This window comes from Pseudomonas sp. NPDC088885 (assembly GCF_044750025.1).
GTDB classification, from domain to species: Bacteria; Pseudomonadota; Gammaproteobacteria; order Pseudomonadales; family Pseudomonadaceae; genus Aquipseudomonas; species Aquipseudomonas rustica.
Window position 1 is genome coordinate 1 of record NZ_JBIVJB010000033.1, and the last position, 22,198, is coordinate 22,198.

Here is a 22,198-nt window from a genome sequence, read left to right on the forward strand (position 1 = left end):
ATCGCTCTGAATCAGGTCGTCTTGCTTGATCTCGGTCATGAGTCGCGCTCCTCTAAAAGACGGGAACATTCAATAAGGTGCCTGCGGCTTGGGTGCATCGGTCGGTCGCAAACACCTTTCAAGGCACGCCGGGGCTGCTGGCGCGACGCTAAAAAGGCGCGGCAGTATACCGCGCATCAAAGGGGCATACACGCGCCGGCAGTCATTCGTTGGTCGCATGGATGGGCGAATATCGGACATCGGGTTAGCACTTCAGAATTTACCCCCTCACCCCAGCCCTCTCCCCCAGAGGGGGCGAGGGGGAAAGGGAGCCGATCTGCGCAGACTTCAAAACCTGAGTTCGGCTCGTTGGTTCAAGTCGGCGTATCTCGAACAGACAACACAGTCAGTCCCCTCTCCCTCCGGGAGAGGGCTAGGGTGAGGGGCTTTTAAGGTCAGGCATTTGACGTCAATTTTCGGGCCCGAAAATCGGTGGTCATTTATCGACTACGCCTCTAAAGTGGCAGCCGGTCTGTAGAGTAGGACACTCAGTCAGCCTCCTATCGCACGGTGAGTCAACGATTGACCCATAACGCCATACAACGTCTTTTGCTCAAACGTTTTGCCCTTGCTGCAGCCACCTATGGATTGGCTCTGCTGCTACTGTGGCTGGCGTTTTTTACCGGGCATTACCAACAATCCCTCAATACAGTGGCCGTCGGCAGCGCCCTCGTGGTGATCAGTCAGGCAACCCTGTTCGTGTTGTTCTGGACCGGGCGCAACCAGCGCTTCGACGATCCGAGCATGACCGAAGTGCAGGTGCTGCTCGGCCTCGGCTGGCAAACCTGGCTGATCGCCCATCTGGATGAGGCGCGTGGCGCCTTTCTGGTTTTTTACGTGCTGATCCTGCTGTTCGGGCTGTTCCATCTCAGTCGACGCGCGTTCATTCGAACGGCGCTGCTGGTGTTCTTCAGTTTCTGCGCCATCACCTTGTGGGACGGTTACAACTTCCGCTTGGCCGAGCCCGCACTGGCCGCGTTGCAAGTGTGCATTCTGGCGATGGTGCTGGCGTGGCTGGTGCTCTACGCACGCTTCGTTCAGGTCTCGCGACAACGCCAGCGCCAGCGCCGGTTTGCCTTGCAGGCGCACCAGGACACCCTGCGCGGGATGATGCGGCAGCTGGAAGATCTGGTCGCCACCGATGAGCTGACCGGGCTTTTCAACCGTCGTCATTTCCTGCGTCTGGCCTCGCGCGAGCTCAATGAAATGGACGAAGACGTGGCGCACGGCCTGGCGCTGATCGACCTCGATCACTTCAAACGCATCAACGACATGCACGGCCATGCCGCCGGCGATCAAGTGTTGCAGGCGTTCTCCGGCGTTGCTCAAGCGTGCTTGCGCGACGGTGATGTGCTGGCGCGCTACGGGGGTGAAGAGTTCGTGGTGTTGCTGCCCAACTGCGATGCCGAACAGTTGACCGCGTGCTGCGAACGTCTGCGCGTTGCGTTCGCCGATGTCGAACTGGTGGGCTTGAATGTGCGCAACCTGAGTCTTTCGGTCGGTATGACTTTGTTGGAAATGGGCGATGATCTGGACGACGCGTTGCATCGCGCCGATCAAGCGCTCTATCGGGCCAAGCGCGACGGGCGTAATCGCTGTGCGGCGGCGTGGGAGAACGTCGATGCCTGAACTTCGCGTCGGTGAACGGCAGTGGTCGGTGGCGTCGGGCACTAATCTGCTCGACGCTCTCAACCAGAATGGCGTTGCCGTGCCGTACAGCTGCCGCGCCGGCAGTTGCCATGCGTGTCTGGTGCAATGCGTGCAAGGCTTGCCTGCTGACAGTCGCCCGGATGCCTTGAGTGCCGAACAACGCCAAGAAGGCTGGAGACTGGCCTGCCAATGTCAGGTGATCGAAGACTTGCAGGTACACACCTTTGACCCGATTGCTGACGGTCGCCCGGCGGTGGTCGAAGCGCTGGACTGGCTCAGCGATAGCGTGCTGCGTCTGCGCCTGACCCCGCAACGTCCATTGCGCTACAGCGCCGGACAGCATCTGGTGCTGTGGGTCAATCACATCGCCCGACCGTATTCGCTGGCGAGCTTGCCGGAAGAAGACCGTTTTCTCGAATTCCACCTTGATTGCCGCCAGCCCGGCGAATTCAGCGACGCCGCCCGGCGTTTGCAGATTGGCGATGCAGTCCGCCTCGGCGAACTGCGCGGCGGCGCTTTGCATTACGACGCCGACTGGCATGACCGACCGCTGTGGCTGCTCGCGGCAGGCACTGGTTTAGGCCCGCTGTTCGGCGTGCTGCGTGAAGCGTTGCGCCAGGATCACCAAGGCGCAATCCGTGTCATTCACCTGGCCCATGACGATCGCGAACACTATCTGGCCAAACCCCTTGCGGCGCTTGCTGCGCAGCGTGAAAACCTTAGTGTCGAACTGTGGACGGCGGCCGAGTCAGCCGCCGCTTTGGCGCAACTGCGCCTTGTCTCCAGACAAACCCTGGCTTTAGTCTGCGGTTCGACGGCCAGTGTCGACGCCTTCGCCCGGCGCCTGTACCTGGCCGGACTGCCGCGCAATCAACTGCTGGCCGATGTGTTCCTGTCCCGCGGTTGAGCGCTAATGCTTATCGGGTTTCATAGGTTCTTTGTGGCCAAGTCTTTATGGTCAGAGGATTTTTTGTGGCAAGGGGATTTATGTGGCAAGGGGATTTTGTGGCCTGGGGATTATGTGGCCTAGGGATTATGTGGCGAGGGGATTTATCCCCGCTGGGCTGCGCAGCGGCCCCAAAATCTTGTGAGCGCTGCGCACTCAAACGGGGATAAATCCCCTCGCCACAAAAATCCCCCTCACCACACCCTTCTGGCCACAGAAGCCCCCTGGCCACAGTAGGCACTATCCCCATTTGACCTTCGCAAGCCCGACTACCGCCGAGACCCACCATGACCGAAGCCATCCTGCTGGAACGTGAACGCGGTTTGCTCACCCTGCGCCTCAACCGCCCGGACAAGAAAAACGCCCTCACTCGCGCCATGTACAGCCGCCTCGCCGAGGCCCTGAAGCGTGCCGATAGCGACCCCGAAATCAACGCCGTGCTGATCACCGGCAGCGCCGAGTGCTTCACCGCCGGCAACGACATCGCCGACTTCATCCAGCAACCGCCCTCCGACCTCGACAGCCCGGTGTTTCACTTCATGCTCAACCTGCTCGAATGCCGCAAACCGGTAATCGCCGCAGTGGCCGGCGCGGCGGTGGGCATCGGCACCACGTTGCTGCTGCATTGCGATCTGGTCTACGTGGCCCGCGATGCACGGTTGCGCATGCCGTTCGTCAACCTCGGTTTGTGCCCGGAGTTCGGCTCCAGCCTGATCCTTCCGCGCTTGCTCGGGCAAGCCAAAGCGTCGGAATTGCTGTTGCTGGGCGAAGGCTTTACCGGTGAACAAGCGGCGCAATGGGGCATTGCCACCGAGGCGCTGGACAATGGCGATACGGCGTTGAGCAAAGCGCGGGAAATGGCGCTACGTTTCGATGATTTGCCGGCAGATGCGGTACGCATCAGCAAGCAACTGATGAAGGCGCCGGACCGTGAGTTGATCCGCAAAGTGATCGAAGAGGAGGGCGTGTTGTTCACCCAGCGCCTGAAGTCGCCAGAGGCATTGGCGGCGTTGACAGGGTTTATCAAACGGCATTGAAATTGTCGGTGACCTGGCTTGCCAGCGATGAGGACCGAATAGGCACCACATCTTCAGGAGCAGAAAACAAAAAGCTCCGCCATTCACATGGCGGAGCTTTCGCTTTTCAACAACCGATCAATCAGACCTGTGGGTCGCCCACGTGCAGGATCTTCATGCCGTTGGTGCCGCCGGTGGTGTGGTAGCTGTCGCCCTTGGTCAGGATGACCCAGTCGCCTTTTTCCACAACGCCGCGTTTAACCAGCTCGTCGATCGCCTTCTGGCTGACTTCGTGCGGTTCCAGCGAAGCCGGATCGAACGGTACGGTGTACACGCCACGGAACATGGCTGCACGCGCCTGAGTTTCACGGTGCGGCGAGAACGCGTAGATCGGCACCGAGGAACGGATGCGCGACATGATCAGCGGGGTGTAGCCACTTTCGGTCAGCGCGATGATCGCTTTAACGCCCGGGAAGTGGTTGGCGGTGTACATGGTCGCCAGTGCGATGCTTTCGTCGCAACGGGTGAATTCCTTGCCGATACGGTGGCTGGAAGTCTTGCCGGTCGGGTGCTTTTCAGCGCCGACGCAGATGCGCGCCATCGCTTGAACCGCTTCCAGCGGATACAGACCTGCAGCGGATTCAGCAGACAACATCACGGCGTCGGTGTAGTCGAGCACGGCGTTGGCCACGTCGGACACTTCGGCGCGAGTCGGCATCGGGTTCTGGATCATCGACTCCATCATCTGGGTCGCGACGATCACAGCCTTGTTGTGGCGGCGTGCGTGCAGAATGATTTTCTTCTGAATGCCCACCAGCTCGGCGTCGCCGATTTCCACACCGAGGTCACCGCGGGCAACCATCACCGCATCGGAAGCCTTGATCAGGCCGTCGAGGGTTTCGTCGTCTGCGACGGCTTCAGCACGTTCGATCTTCGCCACCAGCCAAGCGGTGCCGCCGGCTTCGTCGCGCAGTTGACGGGCGTATTCCATGTCGGCAGCGTCACGCGGGAAGGATACCGCGAGGTAGTCGACTTCCATTTCAGCGGCGAGCTTGATGTCGGCCTTGTCTTTTTCAGTCAGAGCCGGAGCGGTCAGGCCGCCACCGCGACGGTTGATGCCTTTGTGGTCGGACAGCGGGCCGCCGATGGTCACGGTGCAATGCAATGCGTCGTCAGTTTGGGTATCAACGCGCATGACCACACGACCGTCGTCGAGCAGCAGCTCGTCGCCTACGCCGCAGTCTTTAACCAGATCCGGGTAGTCGATGCCGACCACTTGCTGGTTGCCTTCGGTCAGAGGATGGCTGGTGGAGAAGGTGAACTTGTCACCGATCTTCAGCTCGATCTTCTTGTTGGCGAATTTGGCGATACGGATTTTCGGGCCTTGCAGGTCACCCAGCAGGGCGACGAAGCGGCCGTGCTTGGCGGCAATGTCACGCACCAGTTTCGCGCGAGCCTTGTGCTCGTCGGGGGTGCCGTGGGAGAAGTTCAGACGGGCAACGTCCAGGCCAGCCAGAATCAGCTGTTCGAGAACTTCCGGCGAGTTACTGGCCGGGCCAAGGGTAGCGACGATTTTGGTACGACGGACGGACATGCAAAGACTCCTGAGTTCAAGCGCAAGCGAAGGCTACTATGCTCTTAGGGTGTAGTCATTGTTCGAATGCACTACTTTTTGTGAAGGGCTTTGTTAATAGTTTCTTTATTGAACGCCATGAACGCGACAATCGGCACAAACCGTTCTGAAGATTTTCGACGCAAGGTCGATACAGAGCACAAGACAGGAGAACCCCCATGCGATTGTTGCCCATTGCCGCCCTTGCCCTCAGCGTCCTCGCCGTCACGGGCTGCACCCGTTGGTCGATGAACCACCATTTGAACAATGCCTACAGCGCCTACGATCGCGGCAATTGCGAGCAGGTCATGCTTGAGCTGTCCAAGGTCGAACGCGCCAGCCGTGCCCGCCCGTACGTGTGGCCGGAAGTGTCGATGATGCGCGGTCAGTGCCTGGAACGGCAAAGTATGTTTGTCGATGCCGCGCAGACCTATCAGTTCATCATCGCCTCGTACCCCAACAGCGAATACGCCTACCGTGCCCGCGCCCGTTTGGAGACCCTGCAAAGCCTGGGTCATTACCCAACGCGCAGCGCCGCAGCCGTGGTACGTCCAACGCGTTTCTGATGACAGTTGTCATACAAAATCTGGCCGTGCGTACAGGCTGAGCTATAGTCGAATGATCCGGATTTAGAGCGCTGTCTCTGATCCGGGGCAACACCTGCGACTGGCAAGTGGTCAAGTGACGGCGACGTAGCGACCGTCACACCGGAAGCGGGGAGAGCGGGCCTGCCGAACAGGTTCGTTCCGAAGCAAAGGTGCGGCTCTGTGACGGAGCCCTGCATGGCGAACTGCGCATGTTTACCGACCGCCGGATTGAACGGCACCAACTGCCGTACTTCTTGAGAGTGTTCAACAGCGTCACCGACAAACCGATTGGCTTTCTCGGCAACGTTTCAGAAGACGGGCTGATGCTTATCAGCCAGTTACCGATGATGATCGGAGTTGATTTCGCGCTACGTCTGAAAATCCCCATGGGTGATGGTTGCCACCAGGTCATCGACTTTTCGGCGTGCTGTTTGTGGTGTCACGAGGATGCAACCCCGCAACATTACGATGCTGGTTTCAGTTTGCACCGACCGCCTGCCGAGTATGGGCAACTGGTGCGAGCGCTGAAGCAGTACTTCAGTTTTCAGCCGTTGCCGGCGTCTGCCTGATAATGGGGAAATTCAGCCTGCGGTAGCTCAGGGCAGTGCGCATAAATGTGGCTGCCGCAGACTGCAAATTCTAAGTTTTATTAGCAATCGCTCGTTCACTATCCAATGTTTTTTCAGCTAGCAACAATCCCATCTCGCTCAATTGATATATTGCCATTGCCAAATGGCGGGGCTTATCTTCCAAACTGTCCGCTAGATCCAGCAAAAGAATACTCACAGACGAAAACGTTTCATAGGTCTGGATAGCGATAGCTTCGGAATTGATTTCTGGAGAAACCATAAACATTTGCATACCTCGGTCTACGGAGTTACGGGAAGGTATATCAGGTTTTAAATAGTGGTCTAAAGCGCGTTCAGCTGCTTCGTGGAGTTTTCTTGAGTCTTGTGAAGCATACGGGGAAGTATCAGTAGGATCTATTTCAGGTGGATTTGGTGTAATTTTAAACATTGCCTTGTTTCCTTGTTTGATGACACCACACGCTTCGCGACTAAGGGAAGGGTGGCGGCTATGCGCAGGTTAGTCGACCGGTGGAAACAAGGCTTTTCCGGCGCGCCCTAGGGCGCCCTGCACATAGCCACCATCAAGTGCGGGTATGAAAACCCTACGAGATGATGTGATGCACCTTGTTAATCCACCGGGCGACTAAACCCGATCGCTGGTAGTCAGCGACATGCATCAATTTAATGGGCGGCACCTAGCGTGTAAGTCAGTCAGTTCTGATGGGAGTGTAGGGAACGGCGCCAAGCGTTGTAGTCCGAATCCCCCGGCAAGACATGCTCCGAATCATGGAGAGCTATGCTTTTTTAAATCAGTTCGGAAGTTTTAGGGAGGGTGCCAAGTAGCTGTATAGCTACTTGGTATTAAATTATTAGTGGCAGGTCTTGTTTGGGTGTGACTTGAGTGATTTTAAAAACCTTTCATGCTTCTGTTGCAATAAGCGTTGTCATTTTTTTCCTCTGAGTTTGGCGAAGCCCTGTTTAATGTAGCCGGCATTTTCACCAATTATACTCAGTGCACCTCGGATGTTTTCACCAACCTCATTTAAACCCTCCTTCTCTGCGTGCAGCGTCAATTCCATGATGGCGGCCTCTAGACCCAATTGATTCTGATACATCCTTTCCAATAAATCAGACAGCGAATATTCATCTGGCATTGGTTCGACTCCGTTCGAAAAAAGACAAGCATAGCAACGGTTTTCGGGTGCAGCGCTTTGAAAATTGTTTACGTCTTTCTATTGAACAGGCTGTAGATCGGATCAGTAGTCCGTTGAAAATGCTGCGTGGGAATAAACCACCTTCAAAACGTACCAGCCTTCTTCCAGCTCAAGTAACGCGTCACCAACTCAGTCCCTAACGACTGTGGCCGCACATCCAGCGTCTGAACGCCATGTGCGGTCAACCTTTCATGGCTTTCATTGCGCGCATTCAGATAGTCCACGGTGCCGCAATAGGTCAACGCTTCATCCAGTGTCTGAACGGCGCTCTGCTGCACTTGATCAAGTACGCCTTCACGCAGGCTCGCCACCAAAACTCGATGCTGCTGGCTCAAGCGTTTGACGGCGGTGAGCAGTTCCTCGTCGTCGTCATCGCGCAGGTTGGTGACCAGTATCACCAGCGCCCGACGCTTTTGCCGCGACAGCAGTTGGCTGACGGCCGCTTGATAGTCCGCCGTGCGCTGAGTGCTTTGCAGGTCGTAGACACTGTTGAGAACGATATTGAGCTGACCTGCACCTTTAACCGGTGCGAGGTAATGCGGCTGGGCATTGGCCAGGGTACACAAACCCATCGCATCGCCCTGACGCAGGGCCACGTAGCTGAGCAGTAAACAAGCATTCAGCGCATGGTCGAAGTGCGAGAGTTCGTCGTCCTGGCTACGCATGCGGCGGCCACAATCGAGCATGAAGATGATCTGCTGATCGCGTTCGTCCTGATATTCACGGGCAATCGGTGTGCGCTGGCGGGCGGTGGCTTTCCAGTCGATCTGGCGCAGGCTGTCGCCTTCGCGAAATTCGCGCAGTTGATGAAATTCAAGACCCTGACCACGGCGCTGCTTTTGCCGCACGCCGAGCTGACTGAGCCAGTTGTCCACGGCCAGCAGTTCACCGCCGTAGAGGCGGGCGAAGTCCGGGTAGACGCGGGTGTGATCGGTGACGTCGAGCAGGCGTTTGCCTGTCCATAAACCCAGCGGGCTGGGCAGGTTGATTTCGCAGCGTTCAAAGCTGAAATGACCGCGCTGGAGGGGGCGCAGGCGGTAGCCGACTTGGCTGATTTTGCCGGGCTGCAGTTCGACGCTGAGCGGCAGGTTTTCGAAGCTCAAGCCTTCCGGGACATGATCGAAGATGTGCAGGTGCAGTGGCTCGCTGAAGGCGTGTTCAACGTCCAGGCGGATTTCGCTCCAGCGACCAAGTGCGAGGCTGCCGGGCATGTACCGTTTGACGCGGATGGCGGGCAGGCGTTTGAGGCGCAGGGCATCGATGGCGGCCAGAGCCAGCAGGGCGAGGAGCAAGCCCCAATTGATCGCCGGCAGGCTAGGTGGGAGAGCGATTTGCAGTGCCTGCAAGGTGCCTAGGGCGATGCCGATGGCCATGAGCAGTGTTAGCCAGATTAGTAAGAGTTTTGATGGTTTCATGGCTTGGCACCGGGCTGTTTGTTGCAAAGATCGCAGCCTTCGGCAACGCCTACAAATGACCCATGTAGGAGCTGCCGGAGGCTGCGATCTTTTCTGCCCAACACGGATTTCACAGGCGCGGCGCCGGGATCTGGTCGAGCAGTTGCTGCAATACCTGATCGACTTGCAAGCCTTCGATGTCGAGTTCCGGGGCGATGCGTACGCGGTGGCGCAGCACGGCCAGCGCGCAGCCTTTGATGTCGTCGGGGATGACGAATTCGCCGCCGCGCAACAGGGCGCGGGCGCGGGCGCAGCGCACCAGGGCAATCGAGGCGCGCGGCCCGGCGCCGAGGGTCAGCCCCGGCCAGCTGCGCGTGCTGCGCGCCAGTCGTACGGCGTAATCGAGGACTTGATCGTCCAGCGGCAAATCACTGGCAATACGTTGCAGCGCTTGCACGTCTTTGGCTTGCAGCACGGTGCGCAACGGTTGCACATCAAGCATGTCGGCGCGGGTCGAGCGACTGACCTGACGCACCATGTTCAACTCCTGATCGGCGTCGGGGTAATCCATGCGCACCTTGAGCATGAAGCGGTCGAGTTCGGCTTCGGGCAGCGGGTAAGTGCCTTCCTGTTCAATCGGGTTTTGCGTGGCCAGCACCATGAACGGCTGAGCGATGGGCAGGGCGCGGCCTTCGAGGGTGACTTGCCTTTCTTGCATCGCTTCGAGCAGCGCCGCCTGGGTTTTCGCCGGGGCGCGGTTGATCTCGTCGGCCAGCAGCAAATTGGTGAACAGCGGGCCTTTGCGCAATTTGAACTGCTCGGTTTGCAGGTCATAGACGGCGTGACCGGTGACGTCGCTGGGCATCAGATCCGGGGTGAACTGGATACGCGCGAACTCGCCACCGAAGCAGCGCGCCAATGCGCGCACCAGCAAGGTTTTACCCAGCCCCGGCACACCTTCGAGCAGCACGTGGCCACCGGCGATCAGCGCGGTCAGCACGTCGTCGATAACCTGATTCTGGCCAATCAGGGCTTTCTGCAATTCGCTGCGAACCGCTTGCGCCAGTTGGCTGGCGCGCTGGCGTTGCTGGGCGGCGTGGCTGGCGCTGCCGGGCTCGGTCTGTTCACTCATAGCTTCCGGAGCCTCCCTAACTGTTAGTAACGAATTGTCTTCCATAAATCAATCGCTTACCTGATCTAACGGTTTTTTCTGTCCTTCTGGCCAATACGCATTCCTAGTACAGATGCTCATTGAACGAGCAGGCGATATATTGATCGGACGCTTCGTTTTTAGACGTTGGCGGATCGAATAGTGCAGGATTATGGCCGAGTCAATCTCCCACGAATAATCTCGAATCAGTGATGGTAGATGACCGGTGTCCTTCTGCATCGTACCTCCATCCTAATCCATCTCGCTGGCGTCTTTGGCCCATCGTGGGCCTGCGCGCTCCGCTTGCGCTCGATCTACATGTCAAAGATGTCTAAGCCCCACCCCAGTGAGTATGTTCATGGCTGATATCGCCGTGGCTTACCTACCTCGTGAAGCTGCGGCCACTGCTAGAGTTCAGGCTGATTCATCTTTAAGAGGGATCCACTTTGGCTTCGCTACTCGCGAGCCAAAAACGAACCGTCCCATTGAGACTGTCTCGGCGCCAAGTTCCAGTGATAAGTGGTCGAAAACCGGCGACAGCGCGCTATGCGCCTGAATAACTTCCTCCTGTCCTGGTTTTTGGGCAATGACAGCTCCATAGCCGAAGCGACATGTTTGGGTGTTTACATAATGTACCCATTCCAAGCTTGGTATCTCACCATGCATAAGCCCTTCCTTGCAGTATTGCTCTCGGTATTCTTTAACTCCAAATAACATCATATGTGGGCTGATGGGGAACTGGATTGCTATCGGCCCATCCGGGGAAATGGCATAGGGATTCTGGCTTTCGATTGGAATCGATGGGTCGTACCAAACGACTGGATTGTCGCTTGTGAGAAACGGCACGTTTGACGTGTTATGGATGATGGCCAAGCCAACAGTATCGAAAAGCTGGCCGATCTTCTTGATAAGACCAGGCATCGCATGAATGCTTTGATGAGGGTCGATAGACACTTCGACCTTGTCGAGAATGTCTTCAAAACCTAGGGGTGGTGGTGAGAGCTTTCCGTTCCTCACCAGCGCTTTCAACGTGTCCTTAACGGTTGCCGCCAACCCCGCCTCGAACGCATCTCGGGCCGCAGGCACACGAGCTCGCTGAAGCGCCACAAACTGGATGAAGGGCTCAATGTCGTCGTTTATGGAGTCTTTCCGAGCCAGCCTTTCAACAAGGGCTGGCCATGCGGACTCTACCTCACAGAAGATGTCTTCGAGGGTGTTATTGTCCTGACCACCTTCGGGTAGCGGTTGCGAGTAGTAATAGCGCTCGAACTGCGTTGTATCTGGTCTGGCAGGGAGTGCCCGTCCAGGGTTGTCTTTACGGTAAACGAGGACTTGGCCTCCCTGATTCGCGAACGCTTTCAGATACGCTTTGGGGACAAAGTGATGGCGTTTTTTTTGCTGAATAGAGTTCACTCCTCATCTGAATTTCAATAACAAACATGCACCGAGCTGATCATCCCGACTGCTCAATAGCATGGAATCAGAGTTCTTCGTCTTCACCACGAACCCAGTGATGATCAGGAACGACCAGGGTTCCAATCATGCCATTCGTTTGCTTTCTCAGGATTTCTTCGTGCTGAGAAATTGCCAGTGCGAGCATCTGGATCGCAGACCTCGCGACTCGCAGGGCACCGAGGGCCTCAGCGATAAAATCTGAGTGGTTGAGATGTTCGATTTCAGGAGCTTGCCTCGCTCGCAAAGGATCTCCAAAGTCATGAAGCACTACGAATCGGTGCGTACCCGAATTCCGCAGATCCTTTTGTGAGCGGAGAATCCCTTCGCTGCTATCGTAGTCATCAGCCAGTTCGGCCAAGCCGTACATCGCGTACACGCCTGCACGAATCAGTACCTCTACTTTTTTTGTAAGCGCAGTACCTGTTTTCTTGTCTGCGGAATCTCTCCATACCCTCCCAAAACTTACTTTGTTGGGAGCTAATCCCAGCTTGAAATAGTGGTTTGCCGTTACAGCCACCTTGTCGAGCAGATCAAGAGCTGTTCGATGCGCCAGTATGAGTGCCGAGGTATCAGGGCCGTACATTGCGTAGTCGAGCGTGTCCGCATACTGGCCTGTTTTCGGCCAAACGCTTTCATCTCTTGCACGCCATGCTAAATCACGTGCGAGAACAAAATCGCACTTCAGCATATTGAACATGGCAAACAATGCCGGCGGTCTGCTGCCCATTTCTGGTTCACGCTCCAAAATATCTGGAAGCGTAAGCCAATCGAGCTTACCCAAGGATGGATCGACGAGTTCTACCGCAGGGGCAAGCGTAAGACGTTCCTCTTCAACCCACTTGATAAATGGATTGAGGTGCTGGGAGCGCGAGGGAGGATCGCTTAGCTCACTGGCGAGCGCTTCAACCTGAGCTGCGACGCTTTCACTGGCATACTGAACAATCCGCTCTTTATGTCGAAGCGCCTGCCTGGCTAACATCACGGCTTCCAAGTGCGTAAGCTCTGAGCAGCCTCCACGCCTATAAAGCCACATCAGATCCAATGCTGCGCAGAATGCTGCGACGCCGTTTGTTGGATCAACCTTTAGTGCGGAAAGGCGGGCGTCATGAGCCTCAGAAAGCCGGTAGGTTTTTGCGAACAAATTAGCGAGGTTCGTCCAAGCTTTTGTACGTAATTCCACATCGGCATCTACGTCTTGCGCCACATTCCAATAGCATCGTCGGGCTTCGGATCTGTAGGCTCGAGCCTGTTCCTGCTGATCTAACCATTTCGAATCAGCACTCCCACAGTTTGCTGATTCGACTAGCCCGTTTGCCAAGTTGTAAGTGATCTCTACCGTCGGATAGAAGTTGTGAAGTTCGCGGTACAGTTCAACGCCCTCATCAATCGCATCCTTATGACCAAGCGAGGCGCCGGCATTGACCAGAGTGGCCGCACGCAGGGACATCATATTTAAACGATCCCGCCCATCTAGAACGAGGTCACGGGCTTCTTGTATCGCAAGGTTGGGGTCGGCATCCACCAGGTAATTGAGGTGTGATGAGAGCTCCGAAAATTTGCTCAACATACAAATCATCTACCTTCGTAATGGGCGTTATACCTGAGACCCCTTGATAGACATCTAGAGGATCTAAGTCGTCCCTGCGCCCCAAGCCCAATCACCGCCTACAACAACGAAGATCTCAGATTTGAAAAGTCGTGCTCGAAAGGCAGCTTGTACCGCGTTACGTACATCGTTCCGTACAGCCGCCACGCTGGTGCCGTTAAAGAATCCCATCGTAGAGGTGGTAGGAATGACCACATGCTGCCCTTCGTCTCCCTTGACGACCTTCGCTAGGCCGATGCGTTGAAGATCCGCATACGCATTTTCATAATCCTTGGAAGACGCGTTTTTCAGATCAAAAGTGCAATAAACCAAATAGCTCATCACTCAAACTCCTAGAAACCTCATCACCAACTAAATGGGGGCCAGCCCGATTATGTGGCTGGCTCCCTACCAGAGACCTAACGTCCAGCCTCTATCTATTGGGTGTGGCACACCGAGGAACACGTCCGGCAACCGTTCGATTGCCGGTAGGTGTTACGAGCCTGCCGAACAGCAGTCGCACAGGTCGTGTGGTAGCCAAGATCAAGGCGATTGTGAGCTGCCGGCAAATAGATGCACGTACTGGTATGCACTTCGTGGTCACCGTTGGTCTGTGCGTTGCGGTTCACATAATACTGAGCCATTTTTACTTACCCCGTTCTTTATTGGATTGGGCGAGTACCGAGGCCGCGAGGGTCTTGGTGGTGGCGTTGTACTTGTTGCTGTCGAGGACGTGGCTGGCCTTCGTCTCCATTTCCGCACCGGTTTGCTTACCACTAGAGGCCTGAGCCATTTGCCGAGCCTGCCAGTTCTTTCTGAATGGCCGAGGAGCTTTCGCTACGCAAGGTTTTGGAAGCCAGGCTGGCGACCGCAGTCGAGGTTTGTTTAGGGTTTTTAGGCACGATTAGGTGCTCCCGTAACTATATGAACATCAAGTAGGCAGGAACGACCCTTGAGCGGAAACCCGAGCTGAATGGTTGACATCCAAAGTCGGTTTTTCTCTAATACGCGTCCCACCAGTGTTTGCATTGGTTCAGGGATAGGCGGGTATGTGTGCTCGGCGACCAAACTTTGCACGCATATCCGCTGTGTTCACTGAAACCTCAGCCCCTCGCCAAAAAGCACAACATGTAGTGCTGGTGTCGAGATGACCTACAAGATAATGGGGTGAAAATGACATTGCAAGGCAACAGGCCTGTGGATAACTTGTCAGCAAATCATTGGTTGGATCCATTTAATCCCTGTATGTATGCCCAGCCCTTCTAAATCGCGGGTTACGATGGGTTGTCCATGAAACATTCTGAAACACACTCCTTTCGCATGTCCGTGTTCCCCTCTAAAACAGTCATCCTCAGCGTTTAAAAGTGACAATCCAGTGGCGTCACTTCTTCGTCAAATCTAGCTTGTTTAGCAGTCAGTTGCTGTTCCTGTACTCTGTCCACGGTCAGTGGGTGACGCAAAAAAAACATCCATTCAAAACGTGGGCGCGGGGTATTGCGGCGCTATTTACTCTGACCTATGATTCCAGCCAGGCGGTGATGGTCGCCTGGCGCCTGTTTCGCGAAGCAATAGCCCATCGTAGATACACCCTCTCGTTTTACATCGGCATGTCCCTAACTAGACGCTGCCCGGTGAACAGGCAATCGGTCACCTAAGCGTCGTAGATTTAGGAGCTATTGCCATGTCTGATTTTTCCCCGCTAAACATCTTCAAATCTCAAGCTAAACAGCTTGCTCGTGATCAGGGCCTGAAGCTTTCTGTCGCCCAAGAAGCCCTAGTGCAAAAAGCAGGCTTCGCTGATTACCATGAGTTTTATGTAGTCGCCCAAAGGAACCCAAAGGATCCGCGCCTGATGGTGGCTGTGTTTGGGATCAAAGACTTTCCCCAAGCGATCAATGAGGATGATGTCTACGCCGACCTGGATCTAGAGTTGGAGGATCAGCTCTCCGGCGCTATTGCGGATACCAATGCAAGTGGATTCACGATTGATACTCTTGAAGTGGAAGCCGCCGACTACAGCGATACAACCGGCAAGCTTACGTTAGAAGTCTCCTTGACCTACCAAGGGCAGCAAGATCAGGAGAGGATGTATCACGGTTCGGCGTTCTATCTTAAAGCCACGGTCGAATTGCTACGCCGTGATGGTATATGGCTGCTTGCTGAGGAAGGCGTGGTCATCTCCAGCAGTGAGTCTGATGCTGATCGCGACCGTAGGTCTGAATGGGAGCACTGGGCCCAAGTCGAAGAAGCTGAGCGCGGCAACCGCATAACCATGGCCCAAGCCTTGGCGAGCGAATTGGGCATATCTGTCGAAGATGCAGAGCTTCTGTCCGATGCGGAAGTCACGGCTAATGAATCGGATGAGGGGCTCGTATACAGCTACTGGATCAATCTTGAACCTGTAGCAGAGGGTAAGGTGAGAGCAGACCTCCTAGCGCGATTCGGCTCTCTGGAGTACGAGCTAGACCCAAACTTTTTCGATGATGTTGATCACGAGTTCTGAGATTGATGAGGTGGTGGCCAGCTTTACGCTGGCCATTCAAAAGGCTTCGAGATACCTAGACTTCCCAACATAGGCTGCTAGTCCATATTTCCCTCCCTTTGGCTTTAACCTGATACTCCACTAAGGCAGAAACGCAGGGTAGCGAAATGACAACAATCTACTTCGACGAATCAGGTAACACAGGACGTCAGCTGGCCGATCTCGACCAACCATTGTTTATCCTCGGCTCGTGTGACTTCAGCGCTGAAGAGTGCGAGCAGCTTCTCCACCCACTGCGCTCCAGGCAGGCGGCTGAAATCCACTTTAAAAAACTTCGAAAGTCTGGGCGAGGACAAGATCGGATCATTGAGCTATTCCAGTCCGACTTGGTGACGCCTGAGCGTTTCAAAGCACAGGTGTTTCACAAGCGGTTTATGCTGCTGACCAAGGTGATTGATGACCTACTGGAGCCCCTACTTTACTACCACTTCGACTTCAACCTCTATGAGAACGGCCAAAACATCGCTCTGAGCAACATGCTCTTCGCTTGTCTTCCCCTGGCAGTGGGGGATGCCTGCTTCGATCAATTCCTCTCCGTCTACTACGACATGTGTGGCGAAAAGAGCGAGGAAGCAATCACGGCGTTCTACGAGCATTTGGAGGTGATGAAAGAAGCTGCCGCACAGAGCACGCTGCCGATGGAATGGGAGCTCGAAGTGCTGTCCATGACCTCGGAGATTGTCCGGGATGCCCTCGAAGATTTGCCCAAGAGTACCTTCAACCCTGCGATACCGGCTTTCTTTTCGCTGTGTGTTGAGTGGGGAAGGCAGCACGCCCGGTTCGACGCGATATGCGATGACTCGGAGCCACTGGAGCGGCAGGCCGATTTTTTTACCGCAATCGCCGAGCTCGAAGAACAGGCTGAAGAGCAACAAGTGATTGGATTCGGAAACGCCCAGATTGAGTTGCCCCTGAGGCTGAATACTTTGGCCTTCAGTGCCTCACACGATTCTGATGGTATCCAACTTACCGACGTTCTCACCAGCGCGCTTTCGTACTACTACACCAAACGGCAGAAGGGCGAAACGAATGATGAGTTCTTCATGAAGCTAGACGGCCTAGGCTTTCTACATGATTTTGTCAGCGGTTGTGTCTGGCCCACGACAGATGTCACCCCAGAAGCACTTGGGAGGGGGGGGGATGAAGGTGGGCACAATCCTGCGAATGCCTTCGCTGACTTTTTAATGGAGCGAAACAGGTAAGCCTAAAGCGCCGAACGCTCAATGCGTCCGACTGAACCGTTTTCCAATGTCAGTGCTAATGCCTACCTTGGTATGTGCAGTATGAACTGAAATCTCGCTCTTCGATCTCAGTGGTTTAATCGCCCAGACCATCTGTTAGCGTGGAGCATTCAGCGCCAAATCCCTGAGCTAGGGCGCGAGTCAAATGACGCTTTCGTGCCCGTGCAGCAGCAATTGTCATTGGTCGGTGCAATCTGTCTCTCATCGTAATGTGCCCGAATGGGAACATTAAGCCTAAAAATGATGGTTAATGTGCCTTATTGGGGACATTAAATATGTATCTCAGAACGACGTACCAATAGCGCTCGATTCTAGGAGGGAAGTAGATTCTCTGATTCGCTGGGCGAATGGCGAGCCCAGCGCAACGTAGCTATCGACATGAATTGCCTAATCGCCAGCGCTCCCCGCTCATTTCTGGCTTTCGAGCCAGGCAGGGTCAGTGCTGCCTCTACCTTGGCACGACTCGCTTCGTACATTGCAAATGCGTTGAACTCAGAATCAAGCAGCACCAAGAGCACAGTATCGAAGGGTTGTCGTAGATCAATTGCACCCATACGGCCCTTAATCTTTTGCGGGTTCAGGATACATCGCCCCTTGATCTGGATTCTCGCGACGCCATCTTCCAGCATCTCTGTAGCGTCGTAACCTGCCTGCCTTGCAGGATGCAGTAACAGGCCGAGTCGAGTAGCAGCTTCGTACTCTGCCACCTCGCCGGTCACGCCCAGCGGCTTGCCGGTCAAGCGATAGAATCTACGCGCAAGCACCTTGGCTTCTTTCAAGATCTCTAGGATTTCATCCTGGATCATTGCAGCCTGCTGAGGTTCATGGGCATGACTGAGTTCAGTCATCTGCAAATGCCTCGAGCGCAGCGAGCAGCTTGGCTAGCTCAGTCAGGTTGGCTGCAGTCACGATGTCATATTCTCCTCGACTACTCAGCCGATATACCTCTCGAGCCTTTTTGACCCGTTCCAGTAGAGGAACAACAATGCCTGACGCTCTTTCAAGAAATTCGTTAATGTCTGCCCGTGTTTGAGGGATCTTGTAGCCTTTGGCCGCGCTTGTGATGATGACGTCCGCATCCCGAAGCTTGGCAATGCCACTGGATCGGATTCTCTGGTCGTTGACGTCACCGAAGCCGCTATCTTTTAGGTGGGCGACTATTTCTGCGGTCGGCACGTAGTCTTTGGTGATGAATTCGCTTTGGAATCTCAAGAACCGCAAGATGCGGAGCTGCAGGCGCTCATCCTCATCAGGGTGCTCATCAACGCGTTCGCTAAAAAGGTTTGCCTGGCGGAGAGCTTCTTGGTGTACCTGGTAGTCTGCATACCCAGACTCATCCGTCGGCGGTGGCAGAAGAGATTGGTACTTGGATGGCCACTCAAGCATTCCAAGAGTCAGGCTGCGTAGGATCTTTTTGTAGGCAAGAACTGCTTCTTCCGATGCTTTCTCTTCGTAGATCTGAGCGACTGATCCAGCAAAAAAATCTGCAACCTGAACCAAAACGTTGTCCTTACTGGCCATCGTCTGGAACGCATCCTTATCGCCAAATAGGTCGTCCACGAATCGTTCTGCAACGTAGCTTTTGAGGCTCTCCTGAAATTCCTGGCCACCATGCTCGTCAACGATCATCTGGAGGTCAGGGTATGCGCGGAACAAACGTTCATAGAGCAACCCGTTCACGTATTTTATGAACGAGGTCTTGATACGGAGGCCGCCGTCTTTGTGAATTCGGGACTTATCAACGACGGTGAAATAGAGCTTGAATGGCAGCTCGGCTAGCTCATTTAGGATCCGGGCGCGACGATCTGAATCCTTGGGCTTCAGATTGCTGGATTTGATCTCGCCCGTTTGAAAATGGCGCATGCGGAGTACTTCAGCTTGGGCATAAGCAGCTTCCAGGTCTTTCTCTGCCACCAGAATGGAGCACACGATGAAGAAGCCCGAGCTCCCTCCCTTTGACGTATCAAGGTCGGAATTCCCGGACTCATCCACGAAGGCATATGTTCTGTCCATGATCTTGCTCCATCAACAACGTACTGAGCGCGGTGGGTCGCCCAATGGCAAGGTGGCGAACTTAGTTCGTCGCAGTGGTAGTGCCTGGAGCGGGGCCTTCGCTGAACGTGTAATTGATTACCACGTCATTGCGGATCAAGACGTCGAGGGTTTTCTGAGTGCCCGTAGTCGTTACCTTCATGGTGACCACGTAGCTTTGGGCGTGGGCTGAGCCATTGGTGTAGGTGTAGATCCACTTCTCGTCAGTCTCGCTGACCGCGCTCTTGGCGTAGGGCTCGCCAAATAGCGACTTCAGTTCTGAAGTGGTGGTTTTACCTTTGGTGATGCTCGCTACACTAGCCGACGGAAAGTCTCGTCCTGCGGTGTAGTGGGACGTAGCGCAACCGCCAAGTGCGACACAGATCCCAATTACTGCGATGAGCTTTTTCATATCCATCCTTGATCGTAGAAAGTTCCAAATCTAGCTGGCATCGAGGCTAAAAGCCATCACCAAGGTGATCAGCTACTTTCGTGCATTCGCAGATAATGCCTTGCACATGTAGCAAGCCGAGCCAGGGCAAAGCCTCATGAACTGCTCCGTCTGAGAAATCAGAGGCGGCGCAGAGCCTCGTTGGTTTGCTGCATAGCCCTGCTGTTCAAAAAAGCCTGACGCAGTTGTTGTCAGCAAATGAAGTCGAGCGATTCCCAGCTCGGCGGCTTTCGCTTCAATGACCCGAAGCACCGTGACACCGACCCCTCTCGATCTGTGTGTCGAGACTACGACCAGGGAACGCAGCAACCCGTCCGTACCATGCGTTTCGAATCCACCCCATGCGACCGTCTCGCTGTCCAGTGTGAACTCAAAAAATGTTCGGCCCGGAAGATCAATATCGTCTGCAGGAAGGTCAGCAGATTTCAGTGCATCGCGAAAGAGCTGCCATTGCCCTCCGGCTATTTCCGTTGCCTGGATCATCATCTCATTGCCCATCCCCTTATCTCCTTTGTGCCGCTTTGTAGGAACTGTCACGGCTCAAGCCGAAGCAGCAGCCATCATATTCGCTTTACCGAATATTCGCCAAAGCGTATATTCGATTTTCCATATATATCGAGTTTAACCATGAGCCCTGCTATCAAAGTGCTTTTCGTGTGCGTTGCCAACTCAGCCCGATCCCTGCTTGCAGAGGCATTGCTGCGTCACACCGATCAGCGCTTCGAGGCCTTCAGCGCAGGGTCTGAACCGTCTGAGGTTGATCCTCGCACGACTCAAGCATTGGAGGCGGTTGGAGTCGATGCAACGGGCCTGCGCAGCAAATCCATCAGCGAGTTTCAAGCTGATCGATTCGATTACGTAATCACTCTTTGTGATAAATCCGCAAGCGAGTGCCTACCAATGCCCGGCGCAGGTGAAGTCATTGCTTGGGATTTTCCCGACCCAGTAACCAGCGATGATCCTGGCGCATTTCGCCACACGCTCCACGACATCCACGAGCGCATCAAGCTCTTCGTTTTGGTCAAGACCAAACACCTGGAGGATCTATGACAGAACCCTTGAACCCCACCACCTTATTCAAGTGCCTGGCGGATGACACCCGAGCAAAAATTTCGCTGCTTGTCGTGAGTGAAGGTGAGCTGTGTGTATGCGAGCTAACGGTAGCACTCGACCTGAGTCAGCCGAAGATTTCTCGTCATTTGGCGCTGCTGCGCTCTGCCGGTTTGTTGTTGGATCGTCGCCAAGGCCAATGGGTGTACTACCGGCTGAATCCTGATTTGCCCACATGGGTGACTGCAGTTTTGAAGGAAGTGGTAGACGCCAATCAGCAATGGCTGGAAACCGAGGCTAAGCGCCTCTGCGGCATGAACGACCGTCCGATCAATCAAGCCGTGTGTAGCTGATTCACGCCCAACCGGATTAATGAAATGCTGATTGCCGTATTGATCTTTATCGCCACCATCGTTCTTGTCATCTGGCAGCCCAAGGGGCTGGGGGTGGGCTGGAGTGCGATGTTCGGTGCCATCGTAGCGTTGCTGGCGGGTATCGTTACCCTTGCCGACATACCAGAGGTTTGGCGCATTGTCTGGAATGCCACTGGGACTTTCATCGCGGTCATCATCATTAGTCTGCTGCTTGATGAGACAGGTTTTTTCAAGTGGGCTGCGCTGCATGTGGCCCGATGGGGAGGCGGGAGCACCCGCAAGCTCTTCGCATTTATCGTCCTGCTGGGCGCAGCGGTGTCGGCCCTGTTCGCCAATGATGGAGCAGCATTGATCCTCACACCCATTGTGATCGCGATGTTGTTGGCGTTGCGTTTTTCTCCTGCGGCTACTTTGGCATTCGTCATGGCAGCCGGTTTTATCGCCGATACGGCGAGCTTACCGCTGGTGGTTTCCAACCTGGTCAACATCGTTTCTGCCGACTACTTCGATATCGGCTTCAACGAATATGCATCAATCATGGTGCCGGTAAACATCGTCAGCGTGGCAGCGACATTAGCCATGCTGCTGTGGTTTTTCCGCAAAGATTTACCAAAGACCTATGACCTCAACCAACTGGACAATCCGGACGAGGCAATCCACGACCGGGCCACTTTTGTAGCCGGCTGGTGGGTGTTGGCACTACTCCTGATCGGCTTCTTTGTCATTGAGCCACTGGGGGTGCCAATCAGCGCCATTGCAGCGGTCTGTGCATTCATTCTTTACGTCATCGCGGCTCGCGGTCACGCCATCAATACAAGCAAGGTGCTCAAAGAGGCGCCATGGCAGGTAGTGATCTTTTCTTTGGGTATGTACCTGGTTGTTTATGGCCTGAAGAACGCCGGCCTGACCGACCACATTGCGCAGATCCTGAACGTGTTCGCCGGTTATGGCGTTTGGGGCGCGTCCCTTGGTACAGGGCTGCTAACAGCGTTGCTGTCTTCGATCATGAACAACATGCCCACCGTTCTGGTAGGCGCCTTATCCATTCATGCTGCCGAAGTCGATGGTGTTGTCCAGCAAGCGATGGTTTACGCCAACATCATCGGCTGCGACCTGGGCCCGAAGATCACCCCAATTGGGAGCTTGGCAACTCTGTTGTGGCTGCACGTGCTCGCCCGGAAAAACATAACGATCAGCTGGGGTTACTACTTCAAGACCGGGATCGTGCTGACCGTGCCGATCCTCGTCGCCACATTGTCCGCCCTGGCACTGCGCCTCAGTTTTTGAATCAA

General features: G+C 55.1%; 22 protein-coding genes and 1 pseudogene. 10 read left to right on the forward strand and 13 right to left on the reverse strand.

Translation table 11 applies throughout. The features are described 5' to 3' along the window. The first annotated feature begins 561 nt into the window (after window positions 1-561). The 3 genes from ACIP1X_RS15210 to ACIP1X_RS15220 all read left to right on the forward strand — a co-directional run bounded on the left by ACIP1X_RS15210 (window position 562) and on the right by ACIP1X_RS15220 (window position 3,672). The gene (locus ACIP1X_RS15210; RefSeq protein ID WP_400753255.1) at window positions 562-1,668 is read left to right on the forward strand and encodes a diguanylate cyclase domain-containing protein; all 1,107 of its coding nucleotides are present in this window, start codon (window positions 562-564) and stop codon (window positions 1,666-1,668) included. Beyond that, a complete protein-coding gene (locus ACIP1X_RS15215; RefSeq protein ID WP_400753258.1) occupies window positions 1,661-2,596 on the forward strand; it encodes an iron-sulfur-binding ferredoxin reductase in 936 nt (311 codons plus the stop codon). Before ACIP1X_RS15210 ends, ACIP1X_RS15215 begins: the two co-directional genes overlap by 8 nt. A 326-nt stretch (window positions 2,597-2,922) precedes the next feature. Beyond that, window positions 2,923-3,672, forward strand: coding sequence for an enoyl-CoA hydratase-related protein (locus tag ACIP1X_RS15220; protein WP_400753260.1), 750 nt, complete (start codon window positions 2,923-2,925; stop codon window positions 3,670-3,672). A gap of 121 nt (window positions 3,673-3,793) precedes the next feature. On the opposite strand, the gene pyk is transcribed toward ACIP1X_RS15220, so the two are convergent. Then, window positions 3,794-5,245, reverse strand: coding sequence for a pyruvate kinase (gene pyk / locus ACIP1X_RS15225; RefSeq protein WP_008080434.1), 1,452 nt, complete (start codon window positions 5,243-5,245; stop codon window positions 3,794-3,796). Between the two features lie 197 nt (window positions 5,246-5,442). Between pyk and ACIP1X_RS15230 the strand changes: the two genes are divergently transcribed. Then, the gene (locus tag ACIP1X_RS15230; RefSeq protein WP_053123257.1) at window positions 5,443-5,829 is read left to right on the forward strand and encodes a tol-pal system YbgF family protein; all 387 of its coding nucleotides are present in this window, start codon (window positions 5,443-5,445) and stop codon (window positions 5,827-5,829) included. A gap of 230 nt (window positions 5,830-6,059) precedes the next feature. After that, window positions 6,060-6,419, forward strand: a complete 360-nt coding sequence (locus ACIP1X_RS15235) for a PilZ domain-containing protein (RefSeq protein WP_053123255.1) — start codon at window positions 6,060-6,062, stop codon at window positions 6,417-6,419. Window positions 6,420-6,489: 70 nt separating this feature from the next. Here the strand turns inward: ACIP1X_RS15235 and ACIP1X_RS15240 are convergent, their stop codons facing one another. The 8 genes and pseudogenes from ACIP1X_RS15240 to ACIP1X_RS15275 all read right to left on the reverse strand — a co-directional run bounded on the left by ACIP1X_RS15240 (window position 6,490) and on the right by ACIP1X_RS15275 (window position 14,119). After that, window positions 6,490-6,867, reverse strand: coding sequence for a DUF6124 family protein (locus ACIP1X_RS15240; RefSeq protein WP_053123253.1), 378 nt, complete (start codon window positions 6,865-6,867; stop codon window positions 6,490-6,492). Between the two features lie 496 nt (window positions 6,868-7,363). Continuing rightward, entirely contained in the window at window positions 7,364-7,573 is a 210-nt protein-coding gene (locus ACIP1X_RS15245) for a hypothetical protein (protein WP_159812550.1), read from the reverse strand. A 143-nt stretch (window positions 7,574-7,716) separates the two neighbouring features. Next, the gene (locus tag ACIP1X_RS15250) at window positions 7,717-9,048 is read right to left on the reverse strand and encodes a DUF58 domain-containing protein (protein WP_400753263.1); all 1,332 of its coding nucleotides are present in this window, start codon (window positions 9,046-9,048) and stop codon (window positions 7,717-7,719) included. A 109-nt stretch (window positions 9,049-9,157) separates the two neighbouring features. Next, complete coding sequence (locus ACIP1X_RS15255) at window positions 9,158-10,159, reverse strand: MoxR family ATPase (protein WP_053123333.1); 1,002 nt, start codon at window positions 10,157-10,159, stop codon at window positions 9,158-9,160. A 432-nt stretch (window positions 10,160-10,591) separates the two neighbouring features. After that, window positions 10,592-11,590: a DUF4238 domain-containing protein gene (locus tag ACIP1X_RS15260; RefSeq protein WP_400753266.1), complete on the reverse strand. Its 999-nt coding sequence runs from the start codon at window positions 11,588-11,590 to the stop codon at window positions 10,592-10,594. A 67-nt stretch (window positions 11,591-11,657) separates the two neighbouring features. Further along, window positions 11,658-13,199 carry an LA2681 family HEPN domain-containing protein gene (locus ACIP1X_RS15265; RefSeq protein WP_400753268.1) on the reverse strand — a complete coding sequence of 514 codons (1,542 nt, stop codon included), beginning with the start codon at window positions 13,197-13,199 and terminating at the stop codon, window positions 11,658-11,660. Window positions 13,200-13,262: 63 nt separating this feature from the next. Then, the gene (locus tag ACIP1X_RS15270; protein WP_053123246.1) at window positions 13,263-13,559 is read right to left on the reverse strand and encodes a hypothetical protein; all 297 of its coding nucleotides are present in this window, start codon (window positions 13,557-13,559) and stop codon (window positions 13,263-13,265) included. 304 nt (window positions 13,560-13,863) lie between these two features. Then, a pseudogene (locus ACIP1X_RS15275) lies at window positions 13,864-14,119 on the reverse strand (hypothetical protein). 779 nt (window positions 14,120-14,898) lie between these two features. On the opposite strand from ACIP1X_RS15275, the gene ACIP1X_RS15280 reads away from it, so the two are divergent. Both ACIP1X_RS15280 and ACIP1X_RS15285 read left to right on the forward strand, forming a co-directional pair. Next, window positions 14,899-15,720, forward strand: coding sequence for a hypothetical protein (locus ACIP1X_RS15280; RefSeq protein WP_400753271.1), 822 nt, complete (start codon window positions 14,899-14,901; stop codon window positions 15,718-15,720). Between the two features lie 146 nt (window positions 15,721-15,866). Further along, the gene (locus ACIP1X_RS15285) at window positions 15,867-16,961 is read left to right on the forward strand and encodes a DUF3800 domain-containing protein (protein ID WP_053123240.1); all 1,095 of its coding nucleotides are present in this window, start codon (window positions 15,867-15,869) and stop codon (window positions 16,959-16,961) included. A gap of 350 nt (window positions 16,962-17,311) precedes the next feature. Here the strand turns inward: ACIP1X_RS15285 and ACIP1X_RS15290 are convergent, their stop codons facing one another. The 4 genes from ACIP1X_RS15290 to arsN2 all read right to left on the reverse strand — a co-directional run bounded on the left by ACIP1X_RS15290 (window position 17,312) and on the right by arsN2 (window position 19,980). Beyond that, window positions 17,312-17,848 carry a hypothetical protein gene (locus tag ACIP1X_RS15290; RefSeq protein WP_053123232.1) on the reverse strand — a complete coding sequence of 179 codons (537 nt, stop codon included), beginning with the start codon at window positions 17,846-17,848 and terminating at the stop codon, window positions 17,312-17,314. Continuing rightward, window positions 17,841-19,013: a DUF3800 domain-containing protein gene (locus ACIP1X_RS15295; protein ID WP_400753275.1), complete on the reverse strand. Its 1,173-nt coding sequence runs from the start codon at window positions 19,011-19,013 to the stop codon at window positions 17,841-17,843. The genes ACIP1X_RS15290 and ACIP1X_RS15295 overlap by 8 nt, the downstream gene beginning before the upstream one ends. 61 nt (window positions 19,014-19,074) lie before the next feature. After that, window positions 19,075-19,443 (reverse strand): hypothetical protein, encoded by a 369-nt coding sequence (locus ACIP1X_RS15300; protein ID WP_145256764.1) that lies wholly within the window; start codon window positions 19,441-19,443, stop codon window positions 19,075-19,077. 72 nt (window positions 19,444-19,515) lie between these two features. Next, on the reverse strand, window positions 19,516-19,980 hold the full coding sequence (gene arsN2, locus ACIP1X_RS15305; protein ID WP_400753278.1) for an arsenic resistance N-acetyltransferase ArsN2: 465 nt from the start codon (window positions 19,978-19,980) through the stop codon (window positions 19,516-19,518). A 129-nt stretch (window positions 19,981-20,109) separates the two neighbouring features. Here arsN2 and ACIP1X_RS15310 point away from each other — a divergent pair, with 129 nt between their 5' ends. The 3 genes from ACIP1X_RS15310 to ACIP1X_RS15320 are packed head-to-tail and all read left to right on the forward strand — an operon-like array spanning window position 20,110 to window position 22,193. Next, on the forward strand, window positions 20,110-20,532 hold the full coding sequence (locus ACIP1X_RS15310; RefSeq protein WP_055135318.1) for an arsenate reductase ArsC: 423 nt from the start codon (window positions 20,110-20,112) through the stop codon (window positions 20,530-20,532). Then, on the forward strand, window positions 20,529-20,885 hold the full coding sequence (locus ACIP1X_RS15315) for a metalloregulator ArsR/SmtB family transcription factor (RefSeq protein ID WP_400753281.1): 357 nt from the start codon (window positions 20,529-20,531) through the stop codon (window positions 20,883-20,885). Before ACIP1X_RS15310 ends, ACIP1X_RS15315 begins: the two co-directional genes overlap by 4 nt. A gap of 24 nt (window positions 20,886-20,909) precedes the next feature. Beyond that, complete coding sequence (locus ACIP1X_RS15320; RefSeq protein ID WP_400753284.1) at window positions 20,910-22,193, forward strand: arsenic transporter; 1,284 nt, start codon at window positions 20,910-20,912, stop codon at window positions 22,191-22,193. Window positions 22,194-22,198: the final 5 nt, after the last annotated feature.